A 25,333-nucleotide genomic window follows, 5' to 3' on the forward strand; every position below is an offset into this window, starting at 1 on the left:
CAGCCAAGGCTGCTCGCCTGAGACACCTTTTATCGAAGCTTTCAGAGGATCTGTTCAATGAGCAACGTCGACCGCGCCGAAATCGCCAAGTTCGAGGCCCTGGCCCACCGCTGGTGGGACCGCGAGAGCGAGTTCAAGCCCCTGCACGAAATCAACCCGCTGCGGGTCAACTGGATCGACGAGCGCGCCAGCCTCGCCGGAAAAACCGTACTGGATGTCGGCTGCGGCGGCGGCATTCTCAGCGAAGCCATGGCCCAGCGCGGCGCGACGGTCACCGGGATCGACATGGGCGAAGCACCGCTGGCGGTGGCGCGCCTGCACCAGCTCGAGTCCGGCGTCGAAGTGGACTACCGGCAGATCACCGCCGAAGCGCTGGCCGAAGAGATGCCCGGTCAGTTCGATGTGGTCACCTGCCTTGAAATGCTCGAGCACGTGCCAGACCCTTCGTCGGTGATCCGTGCCTGCCAGCGTTTGGTCAAACCCGGCGGCCAGGTGTTCTTTTCGACCATCAACCGCAACCCGAAGGCCTATCTGCTAGCGATCGTCGGCGCCGAGTACATCCTCAAGATGCTGCCGCGCGGCACCCATGACTTCAAGAAGTTCATCCGCCCTTCCGAGCTCGGCGCCTGGTGCCGTGTGGTCGGGCTGGAGGTCAAGGACATCATCGGCCTGACCTATAACCCGCTGACCAAACACTACAAACTGGCCAGCGACGTCGACGTCAACTACATGATCCAGACCCTGCGCGAGGAATGAACATGCGCCTGCGAGCAGTTCTCTTCGACATGGACGGCACCTTGCTGGACACTGCACCGGACTTCATCGCCATCTGCCAGGCCATGCTCGCCGAGCGCGGCCTGCCGGCAGTTGACGACGAACTGATCCGAGGCGTGATCTCCGGCGGCGCCCGGGCCATGGTCGCCGCCACCTTTGCCATGGACCCCGAAGCAGAAGGTTTCGAGGCCCTGCGCCTGGAGTTTCTCGAGCGCTATCAGCGTGACTGCGCGGTACACAGCAAGCTGTTCGACGGCATGGACACGCTGCTGGGCGACATCGAGAAAGGCAACTTGCTGTGGGGCGTGGTCACCAACAAACCGGTGCGCTTCGCCGAGCCGATCATGCAGCAACTCGGCTTGGCCGAACGTTCGGCCCTGTTGATCTGCCCCGACCATGTCACCCGCAGCAAGCCTGACCCAGAGCCGCTGATCCTGGCGTGCAAGACCCTTGGCCTGGACCCGGCCAGCGTGCTGTTCGTCGGTGACGATTTGCGCGACATCGAATCTGGCCGCGATGCAGGCACACGTACCGCCGCCGTGCGCTATGGCTATATCCACCCCGAGGACAACCCCAACAACTGGGGCGCGGACGTGGTCGTGGACCATCCGCTGGACCTGCGCAAGGTGATCGACAGCGCCCTGTGCGGCTGCTGAGAAGACGGACAACGCCCCTACTACCGGGGCACAGACAGGGATCACATCATGTTCGACTACACCCCACGTGCCGACCTGCTCAAAGGCCGTGTCGTTCTGGTCACCGGTGCCGGTCGCGGCATTGGCGCCGCAGCAGCCAAGGCCTATGCCGCGCTGGGTGCCACGGTACTGTTGCTGGGCAAGACCGAGGCCAACCTCAACGAGGTCTACGACCAGATCGAGGCTGCTGGCCATCCGCAACCGGTGGTCATTCCGTTCAACCTGGAAACCGCCCTGCCCCACCAATACGACGAGCTGGCCGTGATGGTGGAAGAGCAGTTCGGGCGCCTTGACGGGCTGCTCAACAACGCCTCGATCATCGGGCCGCGCACCCCGCTGGAGCAGTTGTCCGGCGACAACTTCATGCGCGTCATGCACATCAACGTCAATGCCACGTTCATGCTCACCAGCACCTTGCTGCCGCTGCTCAAGCTCTCCGAGGACGCATCGGTGGTGTTCACGTCCTCGAGCGTGGGTCGCAAGGGCCGGGCCTATTGGGGCGCCTATGGCGTGTCGAAGTTCGCCACCGAAGGATTGATGCAGACGCTGGCCGATGAATTGGAAGGCGTGGCGCCGGTGCGCGCCAATAGCATCAACCCCGGCGCCACGCGCACGGCGATGCGTGCGCTGGCTTATCCGAGCGAGAATCCGCAGGACAACCCGTTGCCCGAGCAGATCATGCCGGTCTATCTGTACCTCATGGGGCCGGACAGCACGGGCGTCAACGGGCAGGCCTTCAACGCCCAGTGAGCCCAGGATGGGGCGCCGTGCACAGCGCGCCCCTCGATCTACACCCCCGACGCCAACGCCGGTTTGTGCACGGCCTGGCGCTGGGCTGGCTCCATCGCCAGGCAACGCTCCAGGAACAGGTACATGCAGTCGTAACTCTTGCAGATCGCTTTGCGCAACTCGTCCTGCAACGCCTGCGAAGGACGTTCGCCCACCAACGTGCAGATGATTTCCAACGCTTCCCAAGGATGCTCGTCGTCGTACTGGGCATGCAGCTTGAGCCAGCGCATCGCCGCCTTGTCACCGCGCTCGATGAATCCGCGGGCATAGGGCGTGTCGGGATAGACCAGCGCTGACCACTCGCCGGTGGCGCCCTCGATGGCGTAGTTGGTCGCCGCCATGGCGATCGCCAGCGACTCGGTGCTGCACACGCGCCAGCACCAGTCGTTCAGGAAGCTCAGCTCGGGCGGAACGTCCTGCCCCTGCAGGTCGTGGAGACTGACATCGTGAGCCTTGCACCATTTCACCCAATGGTCGGCATGATTGAGCTCGACGCGAATGTTGCGCATCAGCCAGCGACGCGCCATGTCTTCGCCTTGATGGCGGCCATAGCGGGTCTTGGTGAGGTTGTGCGCCATGTAGAGGGAAAACTGCTCGACCACTGGCCAGCCACCGATCAGGTACTGACGAATCGTCTGCTTGCTCAAGGTGCCTTCGCTCAAGCGCTGGTAGATTTCGTGCTCCACCACACGACGCTTGCTCTCGAAACATTGCTCGATCATCCGCTGGGCCCAGGCAGGATAGCTCTTGGGGTCCATCAGTGGTCCGATCCTTACGAATGCGTCTATCACTCTCAGCTCCTTGATTCCTTGTGATGATGCGGGGCACTGGCGTGGTCAGCGGAAGGCCCCCGGCGCCCGCTGAACTGGGGGCCTTGCTGCAATCCGTTGCCGCTGCAGACAGCCACAGGTGAACACCTGTGGCCGTTCGATCAGATAACCCTGGGCGTAGTCGACGCCAATCTCCTGCAGCGCCTGCTCGATCTGTGGCGTTTCGACGAACTCGGCGATGGTTTTCTTGCCCATCACATGACCGATGTGGTTGATCACCTCGACCATGGCCCGATTGATGGGGTCGTCCAGCATGTCCTTGACGAAACTTCCGTCGATCTTGAGGAAGTCTACCGGCAAATGTTTCAAATAGGCGAATGACGACATTCCGGCGCAGAAGTCGTCCAGAGAGAACTTGCAGCCCAAACCTTTCAATTCATTGATGAAGCGAATGGCGCTTCCCAAATTGGCGATAGCGCTGGTTTCCGTTATTTCGAAACAAATCATCTGGGGTGGAATGCGGAACTCGTCGAACAGCCGTTGCAGACACTCCAGAAACTTGTCGTCGCCGATACTGATACCCGAGAGGTTGATCGCGCACATGGCCAACGGTTGGTCGCTGCCGGCGTCCAGCGCCTGACGAATCACCTGGAATACATTGCGCACCACCCAGCGATCGAGTGCCGGCATCAGACCGTAGCGCTCCGCGGCGGGAATGAAGCTGTCGGGCAGAATAGTCCGACCGCTTTCGTCGTGCAGACGTAGCAGAATCTCTAGATGGCCGGCGTCCTCGCCAGATTTGAGGGGAACGATCTCCTGGGCATACAGGCAGAAGCGGTTTTCCTCCAAGGCCACATGCAGGCGCTGGATCCAGGCCATCTCGCCAAAACGCAGGGACAGTTCGCTGTCGTCGGCGTGGTACACCTGAACCCGGTTTCGCCCCTTTTCCTTGGCCATGTAGCAGGCCATGTCGGCAGCGCGCAACGAGGCCTCGAGCGTGCCAGCCAACTGGCCCAAGTGCACCAGGCCGATGCTCACGGTGGTGACGAAGGGCCGCTCTTTCCAGACGAAATGCAGGCTCTGCACAGTCTGACGCAGGTGCTCGGCGATGCGCTCGGCCTGCTCAGGACGGCAATTCTCCAGCAGCACCCCGAACTCATCGCCGCCCAGCCGGGCCAAGGTGTCGCCTTCACGCAGCCCCGACTGCAGGACCGCGCAGATGTGCCGCAGCAATTCGTCGCCCGCCGCATGGCCGCAGGTATCGTTGACCAGCTTGAATTGATCCAGGTCGAGGAACATCAACGAGTGGCGCCCGGACTGGCGGGCCAGGGCGTTGAGCGCCTGTTCCAGGCGATACTCGAACTCGCGGCGGTTGGCCAGCCCGGTCAGGGCGTCGTGGGTCGCCTGCCATGAGAGATTGGCGATGTACTGCCGCTCCTGCGTCATGTCGTGCAAGGCGAGCACGATGCCGCTGATCTGCCCATCGGTATGGATGGGCGAGCCGACCAGGTTGACCGAAACCGTACTGCCATCCAGGCGCTGGATCAGCCGTGCATGTTCGGCGCCGCCCTTCAGACTGCCGCTGAGCACCTGCTCGACCAAGGTGCGACTGTCCTGCTCCGCGCTTTCGTCGAGCAAACTGAACAGTGCCGCCAGCGGCAAGCCCTGGCCTTGACTGGCTTGCCAGTGGGTCAGTTGCTCGGCGGCCGGGTTCATGTAGAGGATGCAGCCGTCCACATCGGTGGTAATCACGGCATCGCCGATCGATTCGAGCGTGGTCTGCGCCCGCTCTCGCTCGATCTGCAGAGCACTGGCGAAGGCCTGGCGTTGCGACAGTAAGCGTGCCGAACGACGCCAGGCCAGGGTAATGAGAAACAGTGCGGTGAGCAGGTTGGTGACCATCAACACCCGCAGCAGCATCCGCGACCCCTCCCCCAACGCGTTGCTGAACGCCTTGGCAGCAGGCGTGACGCCCTCGTTGATGGTCACGATGCGTGCTTTCCATTGCGCCACTTCGGCCTCACTGGCGCTGCCTTGGGTGAAACCGGCGTGCATCTCGCGCGCGACCCCATCCAACTGTCGCAGGTAGTCGTCACCGGTGTTCCAGTAGTCGATGGCCCGTTCCATGTAGCTGATGTGGCGGAAGTTCTTGTAGAACCAGATGATCCGGTTGACGTCATCGGGATGATTGCCGCCCTGCAGAATGCCGGTACGGGCAGCCTCTATATCCGGCACGGGCTGATCGAGGGCGACTCGCAACTGACGGTCACCCTGAGGGATGGCGATGGCTTGGTGATAACGCTGGAACACCTGCTCGTCACGGTTTTGCGCGTACAGGCTGAGAAAGTAGATGGCGTCCTTCTGCGCCTTGGACCACAGGCTCTCGCCCGCCACGTAAGCACGCATGGCCGAGAGTGAATACAAACTGAGGCTGCCCAAGAGCACTTGGAAAACCACTACAGCGACGAAGGGCCAGATGATCCCCAGCAGCCTTGGCGCTTCGAGCGTCCGATTTCCCTTCATGTAGTCCCTGCCCACCGCACAGATGGCACTAATTGCCCCAGACCAGCACAGCGTAGGCCATTGGCCAGCCACAAGCCACAAGACACGCACCGCGCACGATCACAGGGGTAGGTTCGGTGCCGTTCAGGTCTGCTGCAGGTGGCCGTACAACTTGGCGTACAGGCCGCCTTCGGCGATCAGTTGCTGGTGGTCGCCGTCCTCGGCCACGCGACCGCCGTCGAACACCAGCACGCGATCGGCCTGCTTCACCGCCGACAGGCGGTGGGCAATGATCAGGGTGGTGCGACCACTGAGGAAGCGTGCCAGGGCCTGATGCAGGTTGTACTCGGTCGCCGCATCGAGGGCCGAGGTGGCTTCGTCGAGAATCACCACCTTCGGCTCGGCCAGCACCATGCGCGCAATCGCCAGACGCTGGCGCTGACCGCCGGAAAGGCGCACCCCGGAACGACCGACCACGGCGTCCAGCCCTTGCGGCAAAGCGGCGATGGTGGCGTCGAGCTGCGCAATGCGCAGCGCTTGCCAACAGGCCTCGTCGCTGCATTCGCGCCCCATGGTCAAGTTGGCGCGCACGCTGTCGTTGAACAGCGAGGGATGCTGCAGCACCACAGCCACCTGCTCGCGCAGGGTTTCCAGGCCGATCTCCTGCAGACTGGCGCCACCGAAGCGGATGGTCCCGGCCTGGGCGCTGTAGAGCCCGAGCAACAACTGCACCAGGGTGCTCTTGCCGCCACCGCTGGCACCGACGATGGCGACCTTCTCGCCTGGCGCGATCGACAGGTTCAAGTGCTCGAGCACGGGCTCGTCGGCATAGGAAAACTGCAGGTCGCGCACCTCGATCCCCACGGTCTGCTGACCGCTGAACGGATCGCAGGCACTGGGATAATCCGGCTCGTCCTCACGCGCCAATAGCTCGTTCAGCCGGCTCAGCGCGCCACCGGCGGCGTAGTAGGCATATTGCAGGTTGAGCAACTGCTCCACCGGACCGATCATGAACCACAGGTAGCTGAACACCGCCAGCATCTGCCCGATGGACAGATCCGAGAACAGCACCGTGAGCATGGCGGCCGCGCGGAAGATGTCGATACCGAACTGAAACAGCAAGCCGCTGGCGCGGCCGCTGGCATCGCTCTTCCACTGCGAGGCCACCGCATAGTCACGTACTTCCCGCGCGCGCAGGCCGAGGCGGCCTAGAAAATAGCCCTGGCGGTTGCTGGCGCGGATTTCCTGGATGGCGTCGAGGGTCTCGCTCAAGGCCTGGGTGAAACGCCCCGTACTGTCGTTCTCCAGCTTCTTCAGGTGCTTGACCCGCTTACCCAATTGCACGGTGAAATAGATCACCAGCGGGTTGAATAGCAGAATCAGCAGCGCCAGCTTCCAGTGCATCCACAGCAGGATGGCGGCGGTTCCCGTCAAAGTCAGCATGGCCACCAGGAAGCGGCTCAGGGTTTCGCCGACGAACTTGTCCAGCGTGTCCAAGTCCGTGACCAGGTGCGTGGTGACCGTGCCGCTGCCCAGGCTCTCATATTCCTTGAGCGAGATGCGCTTGAGGCGCTCGATCAGGCGCACGCGCAGCCGGTAGACGATATCCTTGGCCAACCGCGCGAACTGCCGCGCCTGGATCACGCCAAACGCCAGCGAGGCCAGGCGCAAGCTGAACGTGGCCAGCAGCATCAGACCGATGTAGCCGCCTGCGACCTGCCAGGAAGTCGGTAGCCAGTGGTTCATCCACTTCAGTGCGGTATCGCCATGGCCCAGGAGCACTTCGTCGACCAGCAGCGGCAACAGCAGCGGAATCGGCACGCTGCAGGCGGCGGCGAGGACGGCCACCAGGTTGGCAGTCCACAGCGCCTTGCGGTGATGCAGCGCCAGGCGACGGATTTCCGCCCAGCTCAGTCGATCCGACGCACCGCCGGGCTTCCCCGGCACAGGGTCTGGCGACCCTGGAAGATCAAGCACAGGCGGCCTGCTGCAGCCAGCGGCCCAGCAACGGTTCGAGCTTGTCCAGCGGCTGGTAGCCGTTGGTCAGCAGCGCCAGTTGTCCCTTGCGTTCGGCCAGCAGCGTCGGAAAGCCGGCGATGCCCAGGTCCTGCACCCAGGAAAAGTCGGCCGCCGTCTGGGCACGGGTATCGGCACTGGAGAACGCTGCCGCGAAGGCCTCGCGCGCGTAGCCGGCCTGCTCGGCCAAATCCACCAATTGCGGGGCACGGGTCACATCCAGCGCCTGTTCGTAGAATGCGCGCTGAATCAGTTCGAGCAGCGTCCAGACATCCGCACACTGCACTCCACGCGCGGCGACCAGCGCACGGCAGGCCGGCTCGGTGTCGTAGACGAACCCGTCGGGCATGGCGCCATCGAAGCGGAACGGCTGACCGGTCGCCTCGGCCACCGCTTGCCAATGCTCGAGGATGTACTGGCGGGTCGCGCTATCCAGGGCGCTACTGCCACTGCGCAGCCCCCCGACCACCAACTGCGTCTGCACCCCAGCGTCCTGCGCCTGGGCGATCAGCGCCTGGGCCACGGGCGCGAAGCCCCAGCACCAGGAACACATCGGGTCCATCACGTAGAGCAGGCGTGCCGTCATGCCTCAAACCTCGGCTTTGTAGTTGTGCCCGATCGGATGCGGCAAGTTGCGCGCCTTGGCCAGCTCGATCTGCTTCTGCCGGTCGATGGCACTGCGCCGAGTCTTCTCGCTGAGGCTGTCCCAGCAGTGCGGGCAGCTCACCCCTGGCGAATAATGTTCGGACTCACGATCCTTGGCGTCGATCGGGTGGCGGCAGGCGTGACACTGATCGTACTCGCCCTCGGACAGGTCGTGGCGCACGGTGACCCGATTGTCGAAGACGAAGCAGTCGCCATCCCACAGGCTCTGCTCCTGAGGCACTTCTTCGAAGTACTTCAGGACGCCGCCTTTCAAATGATAGACCTCTTCAAAACCCTCGCCGAGCATATAGCTGGAGGCTTTCTCGCAACGGATGCCACCGGTGCAGAACATCGCCACTTTCTTGTGCTTGCTCGGGTCGAAGTTGGCCTTGATGTACTCGGGAAACTCGCGGAAGGTCTCGGTCTTCGGGTCGATGGCGCCCTTGAACGTGCCGATGGCCACTTCATAGTCGTTGCGGGTGTCGATCAGCAGCACTTCAGGGTCGCTGATCAGCGCGTTCCAGTCCTTGGGCTCGACGTAGGTGCCGACCTGGCGGTTCGGGTCAACACCCGGTACGCCCAGGGTGACGATCTCTTTCTTGAGCTTGACCTTGGTGCGGTAGAACGGCTGCTCGTCGCAGTAGGACTCCTTGTGGTCGACATCCACCAGGCGCGCATCGCTGCGCAGCCAGGCCAGCAGGCCATCGATGCCTTCGCGGGTGGCCGAAACGGTGCCGTTGATACCTTCGTGGGCCAGCAGCAAGGTGCCTTTGACGCCGTTGTCGAGCATGGCCTTGAGCAGGGGCTCACGCAGTTCGACGAAGTCATTCAGGGTGACGAACTTGTACAGCGCCGCCACGACGATCGGTTGGGACATGACTCATGTTCTCCTGGTGGTCACCCTCGTAAGGGGCGGACCGGGTTTGACAAAAAGCAGAGGGCCGCAAAGCGGCCCTCGGATGACGCGGATTCTACCAGAACGACAAGCAGGTTTCAGTGCCCGCCGCCTGCACACACCGGAGAGGCCGGCGCCACGCCCACTTGCGCCCACTCTTGCGGCGTGTAGGTGTGAATGGCCAGGGCATGGATTTCACCCATCAGCTCACCCATGCTGGCGTAGACCTTCTGGTGACGTTTGACGCTGTTCAAGCCAGCGAACTGCTCGCTGACCAGCACCGCCTTGTAATGCGTCTCCTGCCCACGACTGTGCATGTGACTCTCGTTCAGCACCTGCAAGTGCAGGTCGCCGAGCTCGGCCAACTGGCGTTCGATGCGTTGCTGCATGCTCATCGCGTCAGGCTCACTTCTTCGCTGGCGCGGCGGCCTTGCCGGCGTTCGGGTCCAGCTCCTTGGTCATGTCGTCCAGCAGCTTGTTGACCACCGGCACGGCAGGCTCGAGGCTCTGCTGGGTCAGCTGGGCCGATTGCTGGGTGACTTTCGGCATTTCCTGGAGGACTTTCTTGCCCAGCGGCGACTCGTAGAACTTGACCAGGTCCTTGAGCTCTTGCTCGGTGAAGGTCGCGGTGTACAGATTGACCATCTGCGGCTTGAGCTTCTTCCAGCCGATGGCGCTGTCCAGCGCAGCATTGGCCTTGGCCTGGTAGCTGGCCAGCACCGGCTTCTTGGAGTCCGGCGCTTTGGTCTGGGCGAAGCGCTGGGCGAACATCTGCTGAACCTGCATGTAGACCGGAGTGCCCAGCTTGTCGGCACTGGCCAGGCTCAGGAACTTCTCGGCGGCGGCGTTGTGGCTTGGAGTGGCGGCGAGGACCTGGCCACTGGCACAGGCCAGGGCGACGGCGGCAAAGAGGACACGAAGACGGGTCATTGCAATTCCTTCATGAAAGGGTGAGGCGGATACCTCGGAGTCGAGCATTCTGCGCCGCTGCGGGCGTTGTGCTCAAGTGGCAGGACGAGCGATTGAACCGCTCGGACGAAACAGGACCTAAACTGCGATTTCGTTCTACAAAGGAGTGAACGCAGCATGAGCCGTATCGAGACAGACAGCCTGGGCCCGGTCGAAGTTCCTGAACAGGCCTACTGGGGCGCGCAGACTCAGCGCTCGCGGGTCAACTTCGCCATCGGCCAGCAGCGCATGCCCTTGCCCGTGCTGCATGCCCTGGCACTGATCAAGAAAGCGGCGGCGCGGGTCAATGACCGCAACGGCGACCTGCCAGCCGACCTCGCACGGCTGATCGAGCAGGCGGCCGACGAAGTGCTGGCGGGCAAGCACGACGATCAGTTCCCCTTGGTCGTGTGGCAGACCGGCAGCGGCACCCAGAGCAACATGAATGTCAACGAAGTGATCGCCGGGCGGGCCAACGAGCTGGCGGGCAAGGGCCGCGGCGGCAAGCTGCCGGTGCACCCGAACGACCACGTCAACCGCTCGCAGAGCTCCAACGACTGTTTCCCCACCGCCATGAGCATCGCTGCCGCCCAGGCCGTGCAGACGCAACTGCTGCCGGCCATCGCCGAACTGTCGTCGGGACTGGCGGAGCTCTCGGCGCGCCATTCGCAACTGGTCAAGACTGGCCGTACGCACATGATGGACGCCACGCCGATCACCTTCGGCCAGGAAGTGTCGGCCTTCGTCGCCCAGCTCGACTACGCCCAGCGCGCAATCCGCGCCACCCTGCCGGCAGTCTGCGAGCTGGCCCAGGGCGGCACCGCCGTGGGCACCGGCCTGAATGCTCCCCAAGGCTTTGCAGAAGCCATCGCCGCCGAGCTGGCGGCGCTGTCCGGCCTGCCCTTCGTCACCGCGCCGAACAAATTCGCCGCCCTCGCCGGCCACGAGCCGCTGACCAGCCTGGCGGGCGCCCTGAAGACGCTGGCCGTGGCATTGATGAAGATCGCCAATGACCTGCGCCTGCTCGGCTCCGGGCCACGCGCGGGGCTCGCCGAGGTCCGTCTGCCGGCCAACGAGCCAGGCAGCTCGATCATGCCAGGCAAGGTCAATCCGACTCAGTGCGAAGCGCTGTCGATGCTCGCCTGCCAAGTGCTGGGCAACGACGCCACCATCGGTTTCGCCGCCAGCCAGGGGCACCTGCAGTTGAACGTGTTCAAGCCGGTGATCATCCACAACCTGCTGCAGTCGATCGAACTGCTGGCCGACGGCTGCCGCAACTTCCAGCAGCACTGCGTGGCCGGTATCGAGCCGGACGCCGAGCAGATGGCGGCGCACCTGGAACGTGGATTGATGCTGGTGACCGCGCTCAATCCACACATCGGCTATGACAAGTCGGCGGAAATTGCCAAGAAGGCCTACAGCGAAGGCAAGACCTTGCGCGAAGCGGCGCTGGAGTTGCAGTACCTGAGCAATGAAGAGTTCGACCAGTGGGTACGGCCGGAGAACATGCTGGCACCGGGCGGCAAGGGCTGACCCGCTGTCGACGTCGTCCGGATCGTGCGGTTGCCTGCGATCAGGACGACGGTCGGCGTCGCCCTCGGGCCCGCCACCCTGCCACCAACGACGGCCCCAACGCCACCAGCGCGGACCCCACGACCACGGTCACCGCGCCGAAGTACCCCAGCGCATTGATGTCCTCGGCATGCACGTAGTCAGGCCATACCCAGGCCGCTCCGGCCACCGCCACGAAGGTCACCAGCGGCGTCAGCGCCAAGGTCGCACTGACCCGCGAAGCCTCCCAGTGCGCCAGGGCCTCGGCGAAGGCGCCGTAGGCCACCAGGGTGTTCAAGCAGCAGGCCAGCAGCAGCCAGCCCTGCACCGGCGTCAACTGCAAGGCTTCCAGAGGCTGTACCCAAGGCGTCAGCAACGCCGCGCAGCTCAGGTAGATGACCATCATCACCTGTTGCGAATGCCAGACCGTCAGCAGTTGCTTCTGGCTCAGGGCATAGAACACCCAGATGCTGGTGGCCAGGAGGATGGTCAGTACCCCCGTGGTGTAGGCACCCAGCGATGTCAGCAACTCTTCCAGGCGTTGGTTGAAGAACAGCCCGAACCCGGCCAGCAGCACCAGCAGACCGAGCCCTTGGCCGACACTGAAACGCTCTTTGAAGACGAAAACGCTGGCCACCAGCAGCAGCACCGGCCCCAACTGCACCACCAGTTGCGCCGTGCCGGGACTGAGCAGCTTGAGCCCGACCAGGTACAACACGTAATTGCCCATCAGCCCACAAACGGCCACCACCACCAGCCCAAGCCGCTTGCGCCCCAGCCCCCGAAACATCGGCAAACGCCGGCTGGCCGCCAGCCAGGCGAACAACAGCCCGCCAGACACGAGCAAGCGATACCAGGTGACCGTGACCGGGTCCATGACCAGCAGTACCTGCTTGAGTTTGATCGGCAGAATGCCCCAGAGCAGCGCGGTCAGCAGCGCCAGCGAAAAACCGCGGACCCAGCGTCCGGAAGAAGTGTGCATAGCGTCCTCGATAAGGGAGCAGCGGCAAGCGGCAAGCGGCAAGCGGCAAGCGGCAAGCGGCAAGCGGCACAGCGTGCACCGCCACTCAACGCCAGGCAATAGCTTGAAGCTTGGAACTTGCCGCTTGAAGCTTGGAACTTGAAGCTCGCCGCTATTTCTTGTGCTTGGCGAACGCAGCCTCCAGGGCTTCGTTGAGTGTGCGCAGCACCTTGACCCGGGCCCAGCGCTTGTCGTTGGCTTCCACCAACGTCCAGGGCGCGATCTCGGTGCTGGTGCGGTCGACCATGTCACCCACCGCCTCGGCATACACATCCCACTTGTCGCGGTTGCGCCAGTCCTCTTCGGTGATCTTGTAGCGCTTGAACGGGATCTGCTCGCGCTCCTCGAAGCGCTCCAGTTGCGTCTGCTGATCGATTGCCAGCCAGAACTTCACCACCACCACGCCGGCGTTGCTCAACTGCTCTTCGAAATCGTTGATCTCGCCGTACGCGCGCATCCAGTCGGCCGGGCTGCAGAAGCCTTCGACGCGCTCCACCAGCACCCGTCCATACCAAGAACGATCGAAAACGGTGAACTTGCCGCGCGCCGGCACGTGTCGCCAGAAGCGCCACAGATAGGGCTGGGCGCGCTCTTCTTCGGTGGGTGCGGCGATCGGCACGATGCGGTACTGGCGCGGATCCAGGGCGGCGGCGACGCGGCGGATGGCACCGCCCTTGCCTGCCGCGTCATTGCCCTCGAACACGGCCACCAAGGCGTGTTCGCGCATGCGCTTGTGGCGTAGCAGGCCGGCCAGACGCGCCTGCTCGGCCACCAGCTGCTCCTGGTAGTCCTGCTTGTCCAGGCGTCGGGTCAGGTCCAGCGCACCCAGCAGGCTCATGTGGTCGATGCTGCGGCCCAGCGGCGCGACGTTGGCCTGGCGCGTGTTCTTGGCGTTGGCCAGCGCCGCCTGCAGGCTCTCCAGCAGGATGCGCCCGACGGCCAGTGCACGGTAATTGGGGTCGACACCTTCGATCACATGCCAGGGCGCATAGTCGCGGCTGGTGCGGCGCAACACACGCTCGCCGAAGCGCACGAAGCGGTCGTAGGTCTGCGACTGCTGCCAATCCAGCGGGCTGATGCGCCAACTGTGCAGCGGATCGTCGCGCAGGGTCTTGAGTCGGGCCTTCATCTGTTTCTTGGACAGGTGGAACCAGAACTTGATGATCACCGTGCCTTCGTCGCAGAGCATCTGCTCCAGACGCTCGGCACCATTGATGGCCTGGTCGAGCACCGCATCCTTGAACTGACCGTGGACCCGGCCCTGGATCATCTGGCTATACCAGTTGCCGAAGAACACGCCCATCCGCCCCTTGGGCGGCAGCGCACGCCAGTAGCGCCAGGCCGGGGGCCGGGCCAGCTCCTCGTCGGTCTGCTGGTCGAAGGTGCGCACCTCGATCATCCGCGGATCCATCCACTCGTTGAGCAGCTTGACCGTCTCGCCCTTGCCAGCGCCCTCGATGCCATTGATCAACACGATGACCGACAGCCGCGCCTGCTGCTTGAGCTCGAACTGCGCCTCGAGCAGGGCCTCGCGCAGTGCGGGCACCTCGGCGTCATAGGTGTGCTTGTCGATGCTGTGACCGATTTCCGCGGATTCGAACATGGAGGGCTCCTTCACTGGACCGGCCTAAGCTACAAGCTGCGAGCGGCAAGCTGCAAGAAAAAGCGCGGCGTGCCACTATTGGCGCTTTCCCGCAGTTTGAAGCGCGCTGCTTGCAGCGCTCAGAGGCCATGTCCGATAACGCCCCTCTCCAGCACGCCCAGATCGACTGGGATGCGCAAGGCCGCCCCCATTCGCGGCAGTACGACGACGTCTACTTTTCCAAGAACGAAGGCGTGCATGAAACGGTGTACGTGTTCCTGGAGCGCAACCACCTGGCTCAGCGCTTTGGCGCATTGGGCGCGCACGACTGCCTGGTGATCGGCGAGACCGGTTTTGGCACCGGCATGAATTTCTTCTGTGCCTGGCAGTTGTTCGATCAGACTGCCCAGGCCGAAGCACGCCTGCATTTCGTCAGCGTCGAGAAATATCCGCTGACCCGCGCCGACCTGGCCCGCGCCGCCGCGCTATGGCCGGAGCTGTCGGCCTACAGCGACGCATTGCTGGCACAGTACGTGGCCATTCATCCGGGCTTTCAGCAGTTCAGCTTCGATCAGGGTCGCGTCACCCTGACCTTGTTGGTCGGCGATGCCCTGCAGCAGCTACCGCTGCTCGATGCGCGCGTCGATGCCTGGTTCCTCGATGGCTTCGCCCCGGCGAAGAACCCGGACATGTGGACGCCCGAGCTGTTCGCACAACTGGCCCGCCTCTCACAGCCAGGTACCACCCTGGGCACTTTCACCACCACGGGGTGGGTACGCCGCAGTCTGCTGGCGGCCGGGTTCGCCATGCGCAAGGTGCCGGGGCTGGGCAAGAAATGGGAGGTGATGGGCGGCGAGTTCGTCGGGACGCCCGACGATCCGCACGCCGCGCCCCCTCCGCGCCCTGGTATGCCCGTCCTGCGGCGGTCCGAGGACCTCTGCAAGCCCTGGTGATCGGCGCTGGGCTGGCCGGCTGCGCCAGTGCCGCCAGCCTGGCGGCGCGGGGTTGGCAGGTCGAGGTGCTGGAGCGCCATGACGCTCCGGCCCGCGAGGCGTCCGGCAATCCGCAGGGCGTGCTGTACCTCAAGCTCTCGGCCCATGGCACAGCCCTGTCACAGATGATCCTTTCCGGTTTCGGCTACACCCGACGCTGGCTCGAGCGGCTGCAACGCGGTCGCGACTGGGACGACTGTGGCGTGCTGCAACTGGCCTTCGATGCCAAGGAGCGCGCGCGTCAGGGCAAGCTTGCAGCCGCCTTCGACAGCCGCTTGCTGCATGGGGTCGAGCGCGAACAGGCCCAGGCCATCGCGGGCATCGACCTGGCCAGTGGCGGCCTGTTCTATCCCGAGGGCGGCTGGGTGCACCCGCCGGCGTTGTGCCAGGCGCAATTGCAGCACCCACGCATCCGCCTGCTGACCCACCGCAGCGTGCTGGAACTGCGCCGGGACGCGGGCCTGTGGCAGGCCTGGGACGGCGAGCAGTTGCTGGCCAGCGCACCGCTGGTGGTCTTGGCCGGTGCCGCCGAGGTGCGTCAGTTCCCAGCCTGCGCCGAACTGCCACTCAAGCGCATTCGCGGACAGATCACCCGGGTGCCGCTCACCCCGCGCAGCCAATCCTTGAGTACCGTGGTCTGTGCCGATGGCTACGTGGCCCCGGCGCGTCACGGCGAACATACCCTCGGCGCCAGTTTCGATTTCCACAGCCAGGACCTCGCCCCCACGGCCGCCGAACACGCCAGCAACCTGGCACTGCTGCAGGCGATTTCCCCAGACCTGGCGCAACGCCTGGGCGCCGCCGAGCTGGATCCGACCCGCTTGCAAGGGCGTGCCGCCTTCCGTTGTACCAGCCCCGACTACTTGCCGATCGTCGGCCCCCTGGCCGATCCCGGCGCGTTCGCCGACACCTATGCCGTGCTGGCCAAGGACGCTCGCCAGGTCCCCGCCATCGACTGCCCCTGGCTGGATGGCCTGTACGTCAACACCGGCCATGGCTCTCGCGGCTTGATCACCGCGCCCCTGAGCGGCGAGCTGATCGCCGCCTGGGCCAGCGGTGAACCCCTGCCGCTACCGCGCGCCGTGGCCGAAGCGTGCCACCCGAACCGCTTCGCCTTGCGCAAGCTCATTCGTGGGAAGTAACCGCCCTCAGTGCCGAACGCCACTCGTCGCTTATAACGGATCGATCTAAAACTCTGCTAATTCACCTGGGTCAGTTCCTTAAGGTGCCCCATGGGAGGGCACTTTTCCCCAACGGCAAAACCGGTAAGGACTTATGTGCGGATTAGCAGGAGAGTTGCGTTTCACCCCCCTCGACCAAGCCCCTCGCCCGGCGGACCTCGCCGCGGTGGAGCGCATCACCCACCATCTGGCGCCCCGTGGCCCCGATGCCTGGGGCTTCCACAGTCAGGGGCCTATCGCCCTCGGTCACCGACGACTGAAGATCATGGACTTGTCCGACGGCTCGGCGCAGCCGATGGTCGACAACACCCTGGGCCTGTCGCTGGCGTTCAACGGCGCCATCTACAACTTCCCTGAACTGCGCCAGGAACTGCAGGACCTGGGTTACAGCTTCTGGTCCGACGGCGACACCGAGGTGCTGCTCAAGGGTTACCACGCCTGGGGCGCGGCGCTGCTGCCCAAGCTCAACGGCATGTTCGCCCTGGCCATCTGGGAGCGCGACAACCAGCGCCTGTTCCTGGCCCGCGATCGCCTGGGCGTCAAACCGCTGTACCTGTCGCGCAACGGCGAGCGCCTGCGCTTCGCCTCGACGCTGCCCGCGCTGCTCAAAGGCGGCGACATCGATCCGATGCTCGATCCAGTGGCCCTCAACCATTACTTGAATTTCCATGCCGTGGTCCCAGCGCCGCGCACCCTCCTGGCCAACGTGCAGAAGCTCGAGCCGGGCACTTGGATGCGCGTCGACCGGCACGGCGAGGTAGAGCGCCAGACCTGGTGGCAACTGCAGTACGGCCCCAAGCCCGAGGAGCGCGAACTCGACCTGGAAGGCTGGACCACCCGCGTACTGGATGCCACCCGCGAAGCGGTCGCCATTCGCCAGCGCGCCGCAGTCGATGTCGGCGTGCTGCTCTCCGGCGGTGTCGATTCGAGCTTGCTGGTCGGCCTGCTGCGCGAAGTGGGCGTAGAGGATCTGTCGACCTTCTCCATCGGTTTCGAAGACGCCGGCGGCGAGCGCGGCGACGAATTCCAGTATTCGGACCTGATCGCCCGGCACTACGGCACCCGTCATCACCAGTTGCGCATTGCCGAGCACGAGATCATCGATCAACTGCCTGCCGCCTTCCGCGCCATGAGCGAGCCGATGGTCAGCCACGATTGCATCGCCTTCTACCTGCTCTCGCGGGAAGTGGCCAAGCACTGCAAGGTGGTACAGAGCGGCCAGGGCGCCGACGAACTGTTCGCCGGCTATCACTGGTATCCCCAGGTCGATGGCGCCAGCGACGCCTTCGGCGCCTACCGTAATGCCTTCTTCGACCGCAGTCATGACGAGTACCGCGAAACGGTGCAGGCGCCCTGGCTGCTGGACAACGACGCGGCCGGCGATTTCGTCCGTGAACATTTCGCCCGCCCGGGCGCGCCGGATGCCGTGGACAAGGCCTTGCGCCTGGACAGCACGGTGATGCTGGTCGACGATCCGGTCAAGCGCGTCGACAACATGACCATGGCCTGGGGCCTGGAGGCGCGCACGCCGTTCCTCGACTACCGCCTGGTGGAACTCTCTGCACGCGTGCCAGCGCGCTTCAAGCTGCCGGACGGCGGTAAACAGGTGCTCAAGCAGGCCGCGCGGCGGGTCATTCCGCACGAAGTGATCGACCGCAAGAAGGGCTATTTCCCGGTCCCCGGCCTCAAGCACCTGGAAGGCGCCACATTGAATTGGGTACGCGAACTGCTCACCGACTCGAGCCAGGATCGCGGCCTGTTCAACCCCGCGATGCTCGATCGCCTGCTGAGCAATCCCCAGGGTCAGCTCACGCCACTGCGCGGCTCGAAGCTGTGGCAGTTGGCAGCCCTGAACCTGTGGCTCAGCGAACAAGGAATCTGATCCGATGAAACCCCAAAGTGCCTATGAACAGCGCTTGCTGCGCGGTCAGGCGCCTTCCTACGAGCGCCTGCAGGCGCGTCTGGCTGGAGATGGCAGCGAACCGCACGATCAGCCACGCGCCGTGCACTGCGGTTGGGGCAGGCTGCTGATCGGCCACACCTACCCGGACCCGGCGCAACTGGCCCAGGCGCTGCTGGAAGAGCAAGCCGGCGAGCGCGACATCGCCCTGTACGTTGCGGCGCCTCACCAGTTGTTGGCCCAGGCACCGCAGCAGTTGTTTCTCGACCCGTCCGACACCTTGCGCCTGTGGTTCAGCGACTACCGCCCGGCCCAGCGTGTGTTTCGCGGCTTTCGTATCCGTCGGGCGCAGAACGACGCGGACTGGCAAGCGATCAATGCGCTGTATCAAGCGCGCGGCATGATGCCGGTGGTGCCCGAACTGCTCACCCCGCGCCATCTGGGCGGCCCGGTCTATTGGATCGCCGAGGACGAAGACTCCGGTGCGGTGATCGGCAGCGTCATGGGCCTGAACCACAGCAAGGCGTTCGATGACCCTGAACACGGCAGTAGCCTCTGGTGCCTGGCGGTCTCACCGCAGTGCAGCCGCCCGGGTGTCGGCGAAGTGCTGGTGCGACACTTGGTGGAGCACTTCATGAGCCGTGGCCTGGCCTACCTGGACTTGTCCGTGATGCACGACAACCGCCAGGCCAAACGGCTTTACGACAAGCTTGGCTTTCGCAACCTGCCGACCTTCGCCGTCAAGCGCAAGAACGGCATCAACCAGGCGCTGTTCCTCGGCCCAGGCCCTGAAGTAGGGCTCAATCCCTATGCCAAGATCATCGTCAACGAAGCACTGCGCCGGGGCATCGAGGTGCAGGTGGACGACGCCAACGCCGGTTTGTTCACCCTGAGCCTGGGTGGACGTCGGGTGCGCTGTCGCGAGTCGCTGAGCGACCTCACCAGCGCGGTGACCATGACCTTGTGCCAGGACAAACGCCTGACCCGCCAGGTGTTGCACGCGGCGGGCCTGCAAGTGCCCGCCCAGCAACTGGCAGGCAGTGCCGACGACAACCTGGCGTTTCTCGAAGAGCACGGCTCACTCGTGGTCAAGCCGGTGGACGGTGAGCAAGGCCAGGGCGTGGCCGTCGACTTGCGCGCGTTCGACGAGGTTTCCCAGGCCGTCGAACAGGCGCGTCAGTTCGACAGCCGAGTGCTGTTGGAGAGCTTCCACGCCGGACTCGATCTGCGCATCCTGGTGATCGGTTTCGAGGTGGTGGCCGCAGCCATTCGCCATCCCGCCGAGATCATTGGCGACGGGACGCACAGCATCCAGGCGCTGATCGAGGCGCAGAGCCGCAGGCGTCAGGCCGCCACCGGCGGCGAGAGCCGCATTCCCATGGACGAGGAAACCGAACGCACGGTGCGTGCGGCAGGCCTGGGCTTGGCCGATGTGCTGCCGGCCGGGCAGCGCCTGGCAGTGCGCCGCACCGCCAACCTGCACACCGGTGGCACGCTGGAGGACGTCACCGAGCGTCTGCACCCGGTGCTGGCGGACGCGGCCGTGCGTGCCGCCCGAGCCCTGGAAATTCCGGTCGTGGGCCTGGACTTCATGGTCCGCGATGCACAGCAGCCGGACTACGTCATCATCGAGGCCAACGAACGCGCCGGGCTCGCCAACCACGAACCACAGCCTACTGCGGAGCGATTCGTGGATCTGCTGTTCCCGCACAGCCAGGCCCTGACCTGAATCAATGGCGGTTCATCGCGGATACACCACAACGTGTAGCAGCGGCATCGGGCCGCTGCGCCTCAGCCGCGCTGAACCGATCGCACACACCAAGGAGTACCCATGTCCGAACGCCTCCCCGAACCTGACTTGGACTACCTGAAGAAAGTCCTGCTGGAGATGCTCGCCATTCCCAGCCCCACCGGGTTCACCGACACCATCGTGCGCTACGTCGCCGAACGCCTGGACGAACTGGGCATTCCGTTCGAGCTGACCCGCCGCGGCACCATCCGCGCCACCCTCAAAGGTCGCCAGAGCTCGCCCGACCGTGCCGTGTCCGCGCACCTGGACACCATCGGCGCCAGTGTGCGCCAAGTGCAGGACAACGGCCGCCTGGCACTCTCGGCAGTCGGCCACTGGTCCAGCCGCTTCGCCGAAGGCAGCCGGGTCAGCGTATTCACCGACACCGGCGTGTTTCGCGGCAGCGTGCTGCCCTTGATGGCCAGCGGGCACGCCTTCAATACCGCGATCGACCAGATGCCTGTCAGTTGGGAGCATGTCGAAGTGCGCCTCGACGCCTACTGCACCACCCGCGCCGATTGCGAGGCGTTGGGTATCGGTATCGGCGACTTCGTCGCGTTCGATCCGCTGCCGGAGTTCACCGACAGCGGCCATATCAGCGCCCGTCATCTGGACGACAAGGCCGGCGTCGCAGCATTGCTGGCGGCACTCAAGGCGGTGGTGGAAAGCGGCCAGCAGCCACTGATCGACTGCCACCCGCTGTTCACCATCACCGAAGAGACCGGCTCGGGCGCCGCGGGCGCATTGCCTTGGGATGTCAGCGAGTTCGTCGGTATCGATATCGCGCCGGTAGCGCCGGGGCAAGCGTCCAGCGAGCATGCGGTGAGCGTGGCCATGCAGGATTCGTCCGGGCCCTACGACTATCACCTGTCGCGCCACCTGTTGAAGCTGGCCGGGGACAACGAGTTGCCCGTGCGCCGCGACCTGTTCCGCTACTATTTCAGCGATGCCCATTCGGCCGTGACCGCCGGGCACGACATCCGCACCGCGCTGGTCGCCTTCGGCTGCGATGCCACCCATGGCTACGAACGCACCCACATCGACAGCCTGGCGGCGCTGACCCGGCTGCTGTCGGCCTACCTGCTGAGCCCACCGGTGTTCGCCAGCGACTCGCAGCCGGCCAATGCCTCGCTCGAGCGTTTCAGCCACCAACTGGAACACGACACGCAGATGGGCAGCGACACCCCAGTACCCGCTGTGGACAGCCTGCTCGGCAACAAACTCTGATCCCAGGCGAACCAGGCCGCCCCTGCGGGGGCGGCCTCGGTCCTGCTCACATCACCCGCCGATTACTGCACTACGCGACTTTCCAGTAGCATGCAGCCATCCCTTTTTCAGCCGACAGCGACCATGCTCATTCCCTACGATCAACTCGAAGCCGACACTCTCACCCGCTTGATCGAAGATTTCGTCACCCGTGACGGCACCGACAATGGCGACGACACGCCACTGGAAACCCGGGTACTACGGGTGCGTCAGGCCTTGGCCAAAGGCCAGGCGTTCATTCTCTTCGATATGGAAAGCCAGCAGTGCCAGTTGCTCGCACGCCACGACGTGCCCGCCGAGCTGCTCGATCAGGCCGAGTGACCGGACGCCGGCTCCTGTTCGAGCGCCTGGTCCTTGATGCGCTTGTGGATTTCCGCCCGGTGCACCGCCACCTGGCGCGGTGCGCTGATGCCGAAGCGCACCACCCCGCCTTCGACGGCCATCACCTTGATGCGGATGTTGTCGCCGATGGTGATCACCTCGCCGACTTCGCGTCCCATTACAAGCATGCTCCGATCCTCCAGACCGAGGGAAAATCCGAGCCTGCTCCGGGCCTTGGCGCTTATCAATCAGACCCGTCTTAAATAGACCGACCCTACACCGCAAGGTAAAAAGCCTTACAGACGGCTCCTCAATCCAGCCCTATTGAGACGAGCGCCCCTTGGCGCGCATCTTCACCGCCATGCTCGCCATTTCATCGTAGAGCTTCTCGGGCGCTGCGCATTTGAGGCGCCAGGCCTCACGCCCCGCTTCGTGGGGCAGGATCAGGAACTCGCCCGCCGCCACCTGCGCATGGATATGCTCGGCGATCTGCGCGGCTCTGATGGGCGAGCCTTCCAGCAGCTTGTCGACCTGCGCCTTCATGCCCGGGTTCGGCCCACGGAAGGAATCGAGCAGGTTGGTCTGAAAGAATGACGGGCATACCACATGCACGCCCACGTCCACCTGCCGCAACTCCACCAACAGGCTTTCCGACAGCGCCAGCACGCCAGCCTTGGCCACGTTGTAGTTGCTCATGCCCGGCCCTTGCATGAGCGCGGCCATGGACGCGATGTTGACGATGCGCCCCTTGCTGCGCTCGAGCAGCGGCAGAAACGCCTTGCAGCCCTTGACCACGCCCATGAGGTTGACCGCGATCTGCCAGTCCCAGTCCTCCAGCGACAATTCGGCGAAAAAGCCCCCTGAGGCGACCCCGGCGTTGTTGACGATCACGTCGATTCCGCCGAACTGCGCCTCGCAGGCCTGGGCCAGCGCAGTGAGCTGGCTGTAGTCGCGCACATCGCAGCGCTGCACGAAGCCCTCGCCACCGGCGGCACGCACCTGTTCGAGGGTTTCGCGCAAACCCACCTCGTTGACATCGGCCAGCGCCATGCGCCAGCCCTCGCGCGCCCAGCGCAGGGCAATCTCGCGGCCCAGGCCTGATCCTGCGCCGGTGATCATGATGCGGTCTTGCATGGTGGCTGGCCTTGTGCTGACTGAAGTAGCGCCGAGTCTAATCAACGCGCAGCCGTCGGGCAGGGTTCATCAGGCCAGTGAATGCAGCGGCATGACCCGGCAGTCAGTGCCCTGTGACAGTGTCCACGACACCCGATGGAATCTTTCGCAAGCGGCGCCAGTCGGAGCTTACAAGAGGCCAGCAGTTCGTGGCCCTTGACCCCCAACCATGCAAGGACTCTGTCATGACCACGATCCTCATCATCATCCTCATTCTGCTGCTGATCGGTGGCCTACCGGTCTTCCCCCACTCGCGCAGCTGGGGCTATGGCCCGTCCGGTATCGTCGGCGTGGTGCTGGTCGTGCTGCTGGTACTGTTGTTGCTCGGCAGAATATGACCCACCCGCAGGCCCGTAAATGAAGACGCCCCGCAATGCGGGGCGTTTTCATGGATGCATCACCAAAGAGGAATCAGTGCGAGACAGCGCCTGAAGCACCCAGGCCGGTCTGCGAGCGAACGAACTGCGGGTAGAACAGCGCACGCTCCTCATCGGCCGCCTTGGACTTGTCGGTGATCGAGAAGAACCAGATACCGACGAAGGCGATGAGCATCGAGAACAGCGCGGGATACTCATACGGGTATATGGCCTTCTCGTGACCGAGAATCTGTACCCAGATGGTCGGGCCGAGCACCATCAGGCCCACCGCGCTGATCAGGCCCAGCCAGCCGCCGATCATCGCGCCGCGGGTGGTCAGCTTCTTCCAGTACATCGAGAGCAGCAGTACCGGGAAGTTGCAGCTGGCGGCGATGGAGAACGCCAGGCCTACCATGAAGGCGATGTTCTGCTTCTCGAACAGGATGCCCAGACCGATCGCCAGCACGCCCAAGGCGACGGTGGTGATCTTCGACACGCGGATCTCGTCCTTGTCGTTGGCCTTGCCTTTGCGCCAGACGCTGGCGTACAGGTCGTGGGACACCGCCGAGGCGCCGGCCAGGGTCAGGCCGGCGACCACCGCCAGGATGGTGGCGAAGGCCACCGCCGAGATGAAGCCCAGGAACACGCTGCCGCCCACCGCGTTGGCCAGGTGCACCGCCGCCATGTTGTTACCGCCCAACAGCGCGCCGGTGGCGTCCTTGAAGTCCGGGTTGGTGCTGACCAGCAGGATGGCGCCGAAGCCGATGATGAAGGTGAGGATGTAGAAATAGCCGATGAAGCCGGTGGCATACAGCACGCTCTTGCGCGCTTCCTTGGCGTCGCTGACGGTGAAGAAGCGCATCAGGATATGCGGCAGGCCGGCGGTGCCGAACATCAGCGCAAGGCCCAGCGAGAAGGCCGAGATCGGATCCTTGACCAGACCACCCGGACTCATGATCGCCTCGCCCTTGGCGTGCACCTTGATCGCTTCGGAGAACAGCGTGTTGAAGTCGAAGCCCACATGCTTCATCACCATCAGTGCCATGAAGCTGGCACCGGAGAGCAGCAGCACCGCCTTGATGATCTGCACCCAGGTGGTGGCGAGCATGCCACCGAACAGCACGTACAGGCACATGAGGATACCGACCAGCACCACTGCGACGTGGTAGTCCAGGCCGAACAGCAACTCGATCAGCTTGCCCGCGCCGACCATCTGCGCGATCAAGTAGAACGCCACCACCACCAGCGAGCCGGAGGCCGACAGGGTGCGGATCTCTTTCTGTCCGAGGCGGTAGGAAGCGACGTCGGCGAAGGTGTACTTACCCAGGTTACGCAGGCGTTCGGCGATCAGGAACAGGATGATCGGCCAGCCCACGAGGAAGCCGATGGAGTAGATCAGGCCGTCGTAGCCGGAGGTGAAGACCAGCGCGGAAATACCCAGGAACGAGGCGGCGGACATGTAGTCGCCGGCAATCGCCAGGCCATTCTGAAAGCCGGTGATGCGCCCGCCAGCAGCGTAGTAGTCCGAGGCCGACTTGTTGCGCTTGGAGGCCCAGTAGGTGATGCCGAGGGTGAAGCAGACGAAGGCCAGGAACATGACGATCGCCGAGACGTTCAGCGGTTGCTTGTGCACCTCGCCGGTGATCGCATCGGCAGCCCACACGGCGGGTGCGAAGGCACCGCAGGCAAGTACAGCCAGGGTTTTGGCGTGTCGGATCATTGCTGCGCCTCCTTCAGGATCGCCTTGTTCAGCTCATCGAATTCGCCGTTGGCGCGCCGTACGTAGATGGCGGTGAGGATGAAGGCCGAGAGGATCAAGCCCACGCCCAGGGGGATGCCCCAGGTGATGGACGAACCGGCGCTGATCTTGGCGCCGAGAATCTGCGGGCCATAGGCGATGAGCAGGATGAAAGCGCAGTAGAGGCCGAGCATGATCGCCGAGAGGATCCAGGCAAAGCGCTCGCGCTTGCTGACCAGCTCCTTGAAGCGCGGACTTTCTTGTATCGATCGGTAGATGCTGTCGTTCATTGTTTTTGTCCTAGCAGCAACACAGTAAGGGGAGAACCCGCCTTAACTGTATGCTGCCGGTGGACGTCAACCAGACGACCTTAGTCTTAGATGCAACAGTGTTTTACATGGACTGCAATAAATAAAGGCCGGCGCGCCT

The 25,333-nt window shown here is 64.1% G+C and carries 22 protein-coding genes and 1 pseudogene; 10 read left to right on the top strand and 13 right to left on the bottom strand.

Annotated elements, in window-relative coordinates; genetic code table 11:
- The first annotated feature begins 57 nt into the window (after window positions 1-57).
- Genes ubiG through NJ69_RS11815 form a run of 3 tightly spaced genes read left to right on the top strand, consistent with a single transcriptional unit; the run spans window position 58 to window position 2,219 of the window.
- The gene (gene ubiG, locus NJ69_RS11805; protein ID WP_039579277.1) at window positions 58-756 is read left to right on the top strand and encodes a bifunctional 2-polyprenyl-6-hydroxyphenol methylase/3-demethylubiquinol 3-O-methyltransferase UbiG; all 699 of its coding nucleotides are present in this window, start codon (window positions 58-60) and stop codon (window positions 754-756) included.
- Between the two features lie 2 nt (window positions 757-758).
- Window positions 759-1,430 carry an N-acetylmuramic acid 6-phosphate phosphatase MupP gene (gene mupP / locus NJ69_RS11810; protein WP_039579279.1) on the top strand — a complete coding sequence of 224 codons (672 nt, stop codon included), beginning with the start codon at window positions 759-761 and terminating at the stop codon, window positions 1,428-1,430.
- 48 nt (window positions 1,431-1,478) lie between these two features.
- Complete coding sequence (locus tag NJ69_RS11815) at window positions 1,479-2,219, top strand: YciK family oxidoreductase (protein ID WP_039579280.1); 741 nt, start codon at window positions 1,479-1,481, stop codon at window positions 2,217-2,219.
- Window positions 2,220-2,257: 38 nt separating this feature from the next.
- Here the strand turns inward: NJ69_RS11815 and NJ69_RS11820 are convergent, their stop codons facing one another.
- From NJ69_RS11820 to NJ69_RS11850, 7 genes are all read right to left on the bottom strand, one after another.
- Window positions 2,258-3,049 carry a TenA family transcriptional regulator gene (locus tag NJ69_RS11820; protein ID WP_039579284.1) on the bottom strand — a complete coding sequence of 264 codons (792 nt, stop codon included), beginning with the start codon at window positions 3,047-3,049 and terminating at the stop codon, window positions 2,258-2,260.
- A gap of 45 nt (window positions 3,050-3,094) precedes the next feature.
- Window positions 3,095-5,551 carry an EAL domain-containing protein gene (locus NJ69_RS11825; protein ID WP_039579287.1) on the bottom strand — a complete coding sequence of 819 codons (2,457 nt, stop codon included), beginning with the start codon at window positions 5,549-5,551 and terminating at the stop codon, window positions 3,095-3,097.
- 123 nt (window positions 5,552-5,674) lie between these two features.
- The gene (locus NJ69_RS11830) at window positions 5,675-7,507 is read right to left on the bottom strand and encodes an ABC transporter ATP-binding protein (protein ID WP_039579290.1); all 1,833 of its coding nucleotides are present in this window, start codon (window positions 7,505-7,507) and stop codon (window positions 5,675-5,677) included.
- Window positions 7,500-8,132: a DsbA family protein gene (locus tag NJ69_RS11835; protein ID WP_039579293.1), complete on the bottom strand. Its 633-nt coding sequence runs from the start codon at window positions 8,130-8,132 to the stop codon at window positions 7,500-7,502. Before NJ69_RS11835 ends, NJ69_RS11830 begins: the two co-directional genes overlap by 8 nt.
- 3 nt (window positions 8,133-8,135) lie before the next feature.
- On the bottom strand, window positions 8,136-9,068 hold the full coding sequence (locus NJ69_RS11840; protein WP_029611954.1) for a rhodanese-related sulfurtransferase: 933 nt from the start codon (window positions 9,066-9,068) through the stop codon (window positions 8,136-8,138).
- A gap of 116 nt (window positions 9,069-9,184) precedes the next feature.
- Entirely contained in the window at window positions 9,185-9,481 is a 297-nt protein-coding gene (locus NJ69_RS11845; RefSeq protein WP_039579295.1) for a BolA family protein, read from the bottom strand.
- A 10-nt stretch (window positions 9,482-9,491) separates the two neighbouring features.
- On the bottom strand, window positions 9,492-10,016 hold the full coding sequence (locus tag NJ69_RS11850; RefSeq protein WP_039579296.1) for a DUF2059 domain-containing protein: 525 nt from the start codon (window positions 10,014-10,016) through the stop codon (window positions 9,492-9,494).
- 156 nt (window positions 10,017-10,172) lie between these two features.
- Between NJ69_RS11850 and NJ69_RS11855 the strand changes: the two genes are divergently transcribed.
- Window positions 10,173-11,567, top strand: a complete 1,395-nt coding sequence (locus NJ69_RS11855) for a class II fumarate hydratase (protein ID WP_039579297.1) — start codon at window positions 10,173-10,175, stop codon at window positions 11,565-11,567.
- Window positions 11,568-11,607: 40 nt separating this feature from the next.
- On the opposite strand, the gene NJ69_RS11860 is transcribed toward NJ69_RS11855, so the two are convergent.
- Together NJ69_RS11860 and pap are read right to left on the bottom strand one after the other, a co-directional pair.
- Complete coding sequence (locus tag NJ69_RS11860) at window positions 11,608-12,567, bottom strand: DMT family transporter (RefSeq protein WP_039579298.1); 960 nt, start codon at window positions 12,565-12,567, stop codon at window positions 11,608-11,610.
- A 151-nt stretch (window positions 12,568-12,718) separates the two neighbouring features.
- Window positions 12,719-14,209 carry a polyphosphate:AMP phosphotransferase gene (gene pap, locus NJ69_RS11865; RefSeq protein ID WP_039579299.1) on the bottom strand — a complete coding sequence of 497 codons (1,491 nt, stop codon included), beginning with the start codon at window positions 14,207-14,209 and terminating at the stop codon, window positions 12,719-12,721.
- A gap of 128 nt (window positions 14,210-14,337) precedes the next feature.
- Between pap and mnmC the strand changes: the two are divergent.
- The 5 genes and pseudogenes from mnmC (at window position 14,338) to NJ69_RS11890 (ending at window position 21,637) form a co-directional block, all read left to right on the top strand.
- Window positions 14,338-16,322 (top strand): annotated as a pseudogene (mnmC, locus tag NJ69_RS11870) (bifunctional tRNA (5-methylaminomethyl-2-thiouridine)(34)-methyltransferase MnmD/FAD-dependent 5-carboxymethylaminomethyl-2-thiouridine(34) oxidoreductase MnmC).
- Between the two features lie 133 nt (window positions 16,323-16,455).
- A complete protein-coding gene (locus tag NJ69_RS11875) occupies window positions 16,456-18,243 on the top strand; it encodes an N-acetylglutaminylglutamine amidotransferase (RefSeq protein ID WP_039579300.1) in 1,788 nt (595 codons plus the stop codon).
- A 4-nt stretch (window positions 18,244-18,247) separates the two neighbouring features.
- The gene (gene ngg / locus NJ69_RS11880) at window positions 18,248-19,990 is read left to right on the top strand and encodes an N-acetylglutaminylglutamine synthetase (RefSeq protein WP_039579302.1); all 1,743 of its coding nucleotides are present in this window, start codon (window positions 18,248-18,250) and stop codon (window positions 19,988-19,990) included.
- A 102-nt stretch (window positions 19,991-20,092) separates the two neighbouring features.
- On the top strand, window positions 20,093-21,277 hold the full coding sequence (locus NJ69_RS11885; RefSeq protein ID WP_029611958.1) for an osmoprotectant NAGGN system M42 family peptidase: 1,185 nt from the start codon (window positions 20,093-20,095) through the stop codon (window positions 21,275-21,277).
- 123 nt (window positions 21,278-21,400) lie between these two features.
- Window positions 21,401-21,637, top strand: a complete 237-nt coding sequence (locus tag NJ69_RS11890) for a YheU family protein (protein WP_029611959.1) — start codon at window positions 21,401-21,403, stop codon at window positions 21,635-21,637.
- Here NJ69_RS11890 and csrA read toward each other — a convergent pair.
- Window positions 21,625-21,825 carry a carbon storage regulator CsrA gene (csrA, locus tag NJ69_RS11895; protein WP_029611960.1) on the bottom strand — a complete coding sequence of 67 codons (201 nt, stop codon included), beginning with the start codon at window positions 21,823-21,825 and terminating at the stop codon, window positions 21,625-21,627. The genes NJ69_RS11890 and csrA overlap by 13 nt on opposite strands.
- 133 nt (window positions 21,826-21,958) lie before the next feature.
- On the bottom strand, window positions 21,959-22,771 hold the full coding sequence (locus NJ69_RS11900) for an SDR family oxidoreductase (RefSeq protein WP_039579303.1): 813 nt from the start codon (window positions 22,769-22,771) through the stop codon (window positions 21,959-21,961).
- 224 nt (window positions 22,772-22,995) lie between these two features.
- On the opposite strand from NJ69_RS11900, the gene NJ69_RS22415 reads away from it, so the two are divergent.
- Window positions 22,996-23,148 (top strand): DUF3309 family protein, encoded by a 153-nt coding sequence (locus tag NJ69_RS22415; RefSeq protein ID WP_009682861.1) that lies wholly within the window; start codon window positions 22,996-22,998, stop codon window positions 23,146-23,148.
- 73 nt (window positions 23,149-23,221) lie between these two features.
- Here the strand turns inward: NJ69_RS22415 and NJ69_RS11910 are convergent, their stop codons facing one another.
- Window positions 23,222-24,886, bottom strand: coding sequence for a cation acetate symporter (locus NJ69_RS11910; protein ID WP_039579306.1), 1,665 nt, complete (start codon window positions 24,884-24,886; stop codon window positions 23,222-23,224).
- Window positions 24,883-25,194, bottom strand: a complete 312-nt coding sequence (locus NJ69_RS11915) for a DUF485 domain-containing protein (protein ID WP_029611961.1) — start codon at window positions 25,192-25,194, stop codon at window positions 24,883-24,885. The genes NJ69_RS11910 and NJ69_RS11915 overlap by 4 nt, the downstream gene beginning before the upstream one ends.
- Window positions 25,195-25,333 lie beyond the last annotated feature (139 nt).

It is taken from the genome of Pseudomonas parafulva (assembly GCF_000800255.1).
In the GTDB taxonomy this organism is placed as follows: domain Bacteria; phylum Pseudomonadota; class Gammaproteobacteria; order Pseudomonadales; family Pseudomonadaceae; genus Aquipseudomonas; species Aquipseudomonas boreofloridensis.

Excerpts from the sequence above, each read along its gene's own strand:
- NJ69_RS11885 (WP_029611958.1), top strand. The coding sequence starts at position 20,093 with ATGTCCGAACGCCTCCCCGAACCTGACTTGGACTACCTGAAGAAAGTC.
- NJ69_RS11875 (WP_039579300.1), top strand. The coding sequence starts at position 16,456 with ATGTGCGGATTAGCAGGAGAGTTGCGTTTCACCCCCCTCGACCAAGCC.
- NJ69_RS11860 (WP_039579298.1), bottom strand. The coding sequence starts at position 12,567 with ATGCACACTTCTTCCGGACGCTGGGTCCGCGGTTTTTCGCTGGCGCTG.
- NJ69_RS11815 (WP_039579280.1), top strand. The coding sequence starts at position 1,479 with ATGTTCGACTACACCCCACGTGCCGACCTGCTCAAAGGCCGTGTCGTT.
- ngg (WP_039579302.1), top strand. The coding sequence starts at position 18,248 with ATGAAACCCCAAAGTGCCTATGAACAGCGCTTGCTGCGCGGTCAGGCG.
- NJ69_RS22415 (WP_009682861.1), top strand. The coding sequence starts at position 22,996 with ATGACCACGATCCTCATCATCATCCTCATTCTGCTGCTGATCGGTGGC.
- NJ69_RS11835 (WP_039579293.1), bottom strand. The coding sequence starts at position 8,132 with ATGACGGCACGCCTGCTCTACGTGATGGACCCGATGTGTTCCTGGTGC.
- ubiG (WP_039579277.1), top strand. The coding sequence starts at position 58 with ATGAGCAACGTCGACCGCGCCGAAATCGCCAAGTTCGAGGCCCTGGCC.
- NJ69_RS11910 (WP_039579306.1), bottom strand. The coding sequence starts at position 24,886 with ATGATCCGACACGCCAAAACCCTGGCTGTACTTGCCTGCGGTGCCTTC.
- NJ69_RS11825 (WP_039579287.1), bottom strand. The coding sequence starts at position 5,551 with ATGAAGGGAAATCGGACGCTCGAAGCGCCAAGGCTGCTGGGGATCATC.
- mupP (WP_039579279.1), top strand. The coding sequence starts at position 759 with ATGCGCCTGCGAGCAGTTCTCTTCGACATGGACGGCACCTTGCTGGAC.
- NJ69_RS11850 (WP_039579296.1), bottom strand. The coding sequence starts at position 10,016 with ATGACCCGTCTTCGTGTCCTCTTTGCCGCCGTCGCCCTGGCCTGTGCC.
- NJ69_RS11845 (WP_039579295.1), bottom strand. The coding sequence starts at position 9,481 with ATGAGCATGCAGCAACGCATCGAACGCCAGTTGGCCGAGCTCGGCGAC.
- NJ69_RS11855 (WP_039579297.1), top strand. The coding sequence starts at position 10,173 with ATGAGCCGTATCGAGACAGACAGCCTGGGCCCGGTCGAAGTTCCTGAA.
- NJ69_RS11900 (WP_039579303.1), bottom strand. The coding sequence starts at position 22,771 with ATGCAAGACCGCATCATGATCACCGGCGCAGGATCAGGCCTGGGCCGC.
- pap (WP_039579299.1), bottom strand. The coding sequence starts at position 14,209 with ATGTTCGAATCCGCGGAAATCGGTCACAGCATCGACAAGCACACCTAT.
- NJ69_RS11890 (WP_029611959.1), top strand. The coding sequence starts at position 21,401 with ATGCTCATTCCCTACGATCAACTCGAAGCCGACACTCTCACCCGCTTG.
- NJ69_RS11840 (WP_029611954.1), bottom strand. The coding sequence starts at position 9,068 with ATGTCCCAACCGATCGTCGTGGCGGCGCTGTACAAGTTCGTCACCCTG.
- NJ69_RS11915 (WP_029611961.1), bottom strand. The coding sequence starts at position 25,194 with ATGAACGACAGCATCTACCGATCGATACAAGAAAGTCCGCGCTTCAAG.
- csrA (WP_029611960.1), bottom strand. The coding sequence starts at position 21,825 with ATGCTTGTAATGGGACGCGAAGTCGGCGAGGTGATCACCATCGGCGAC.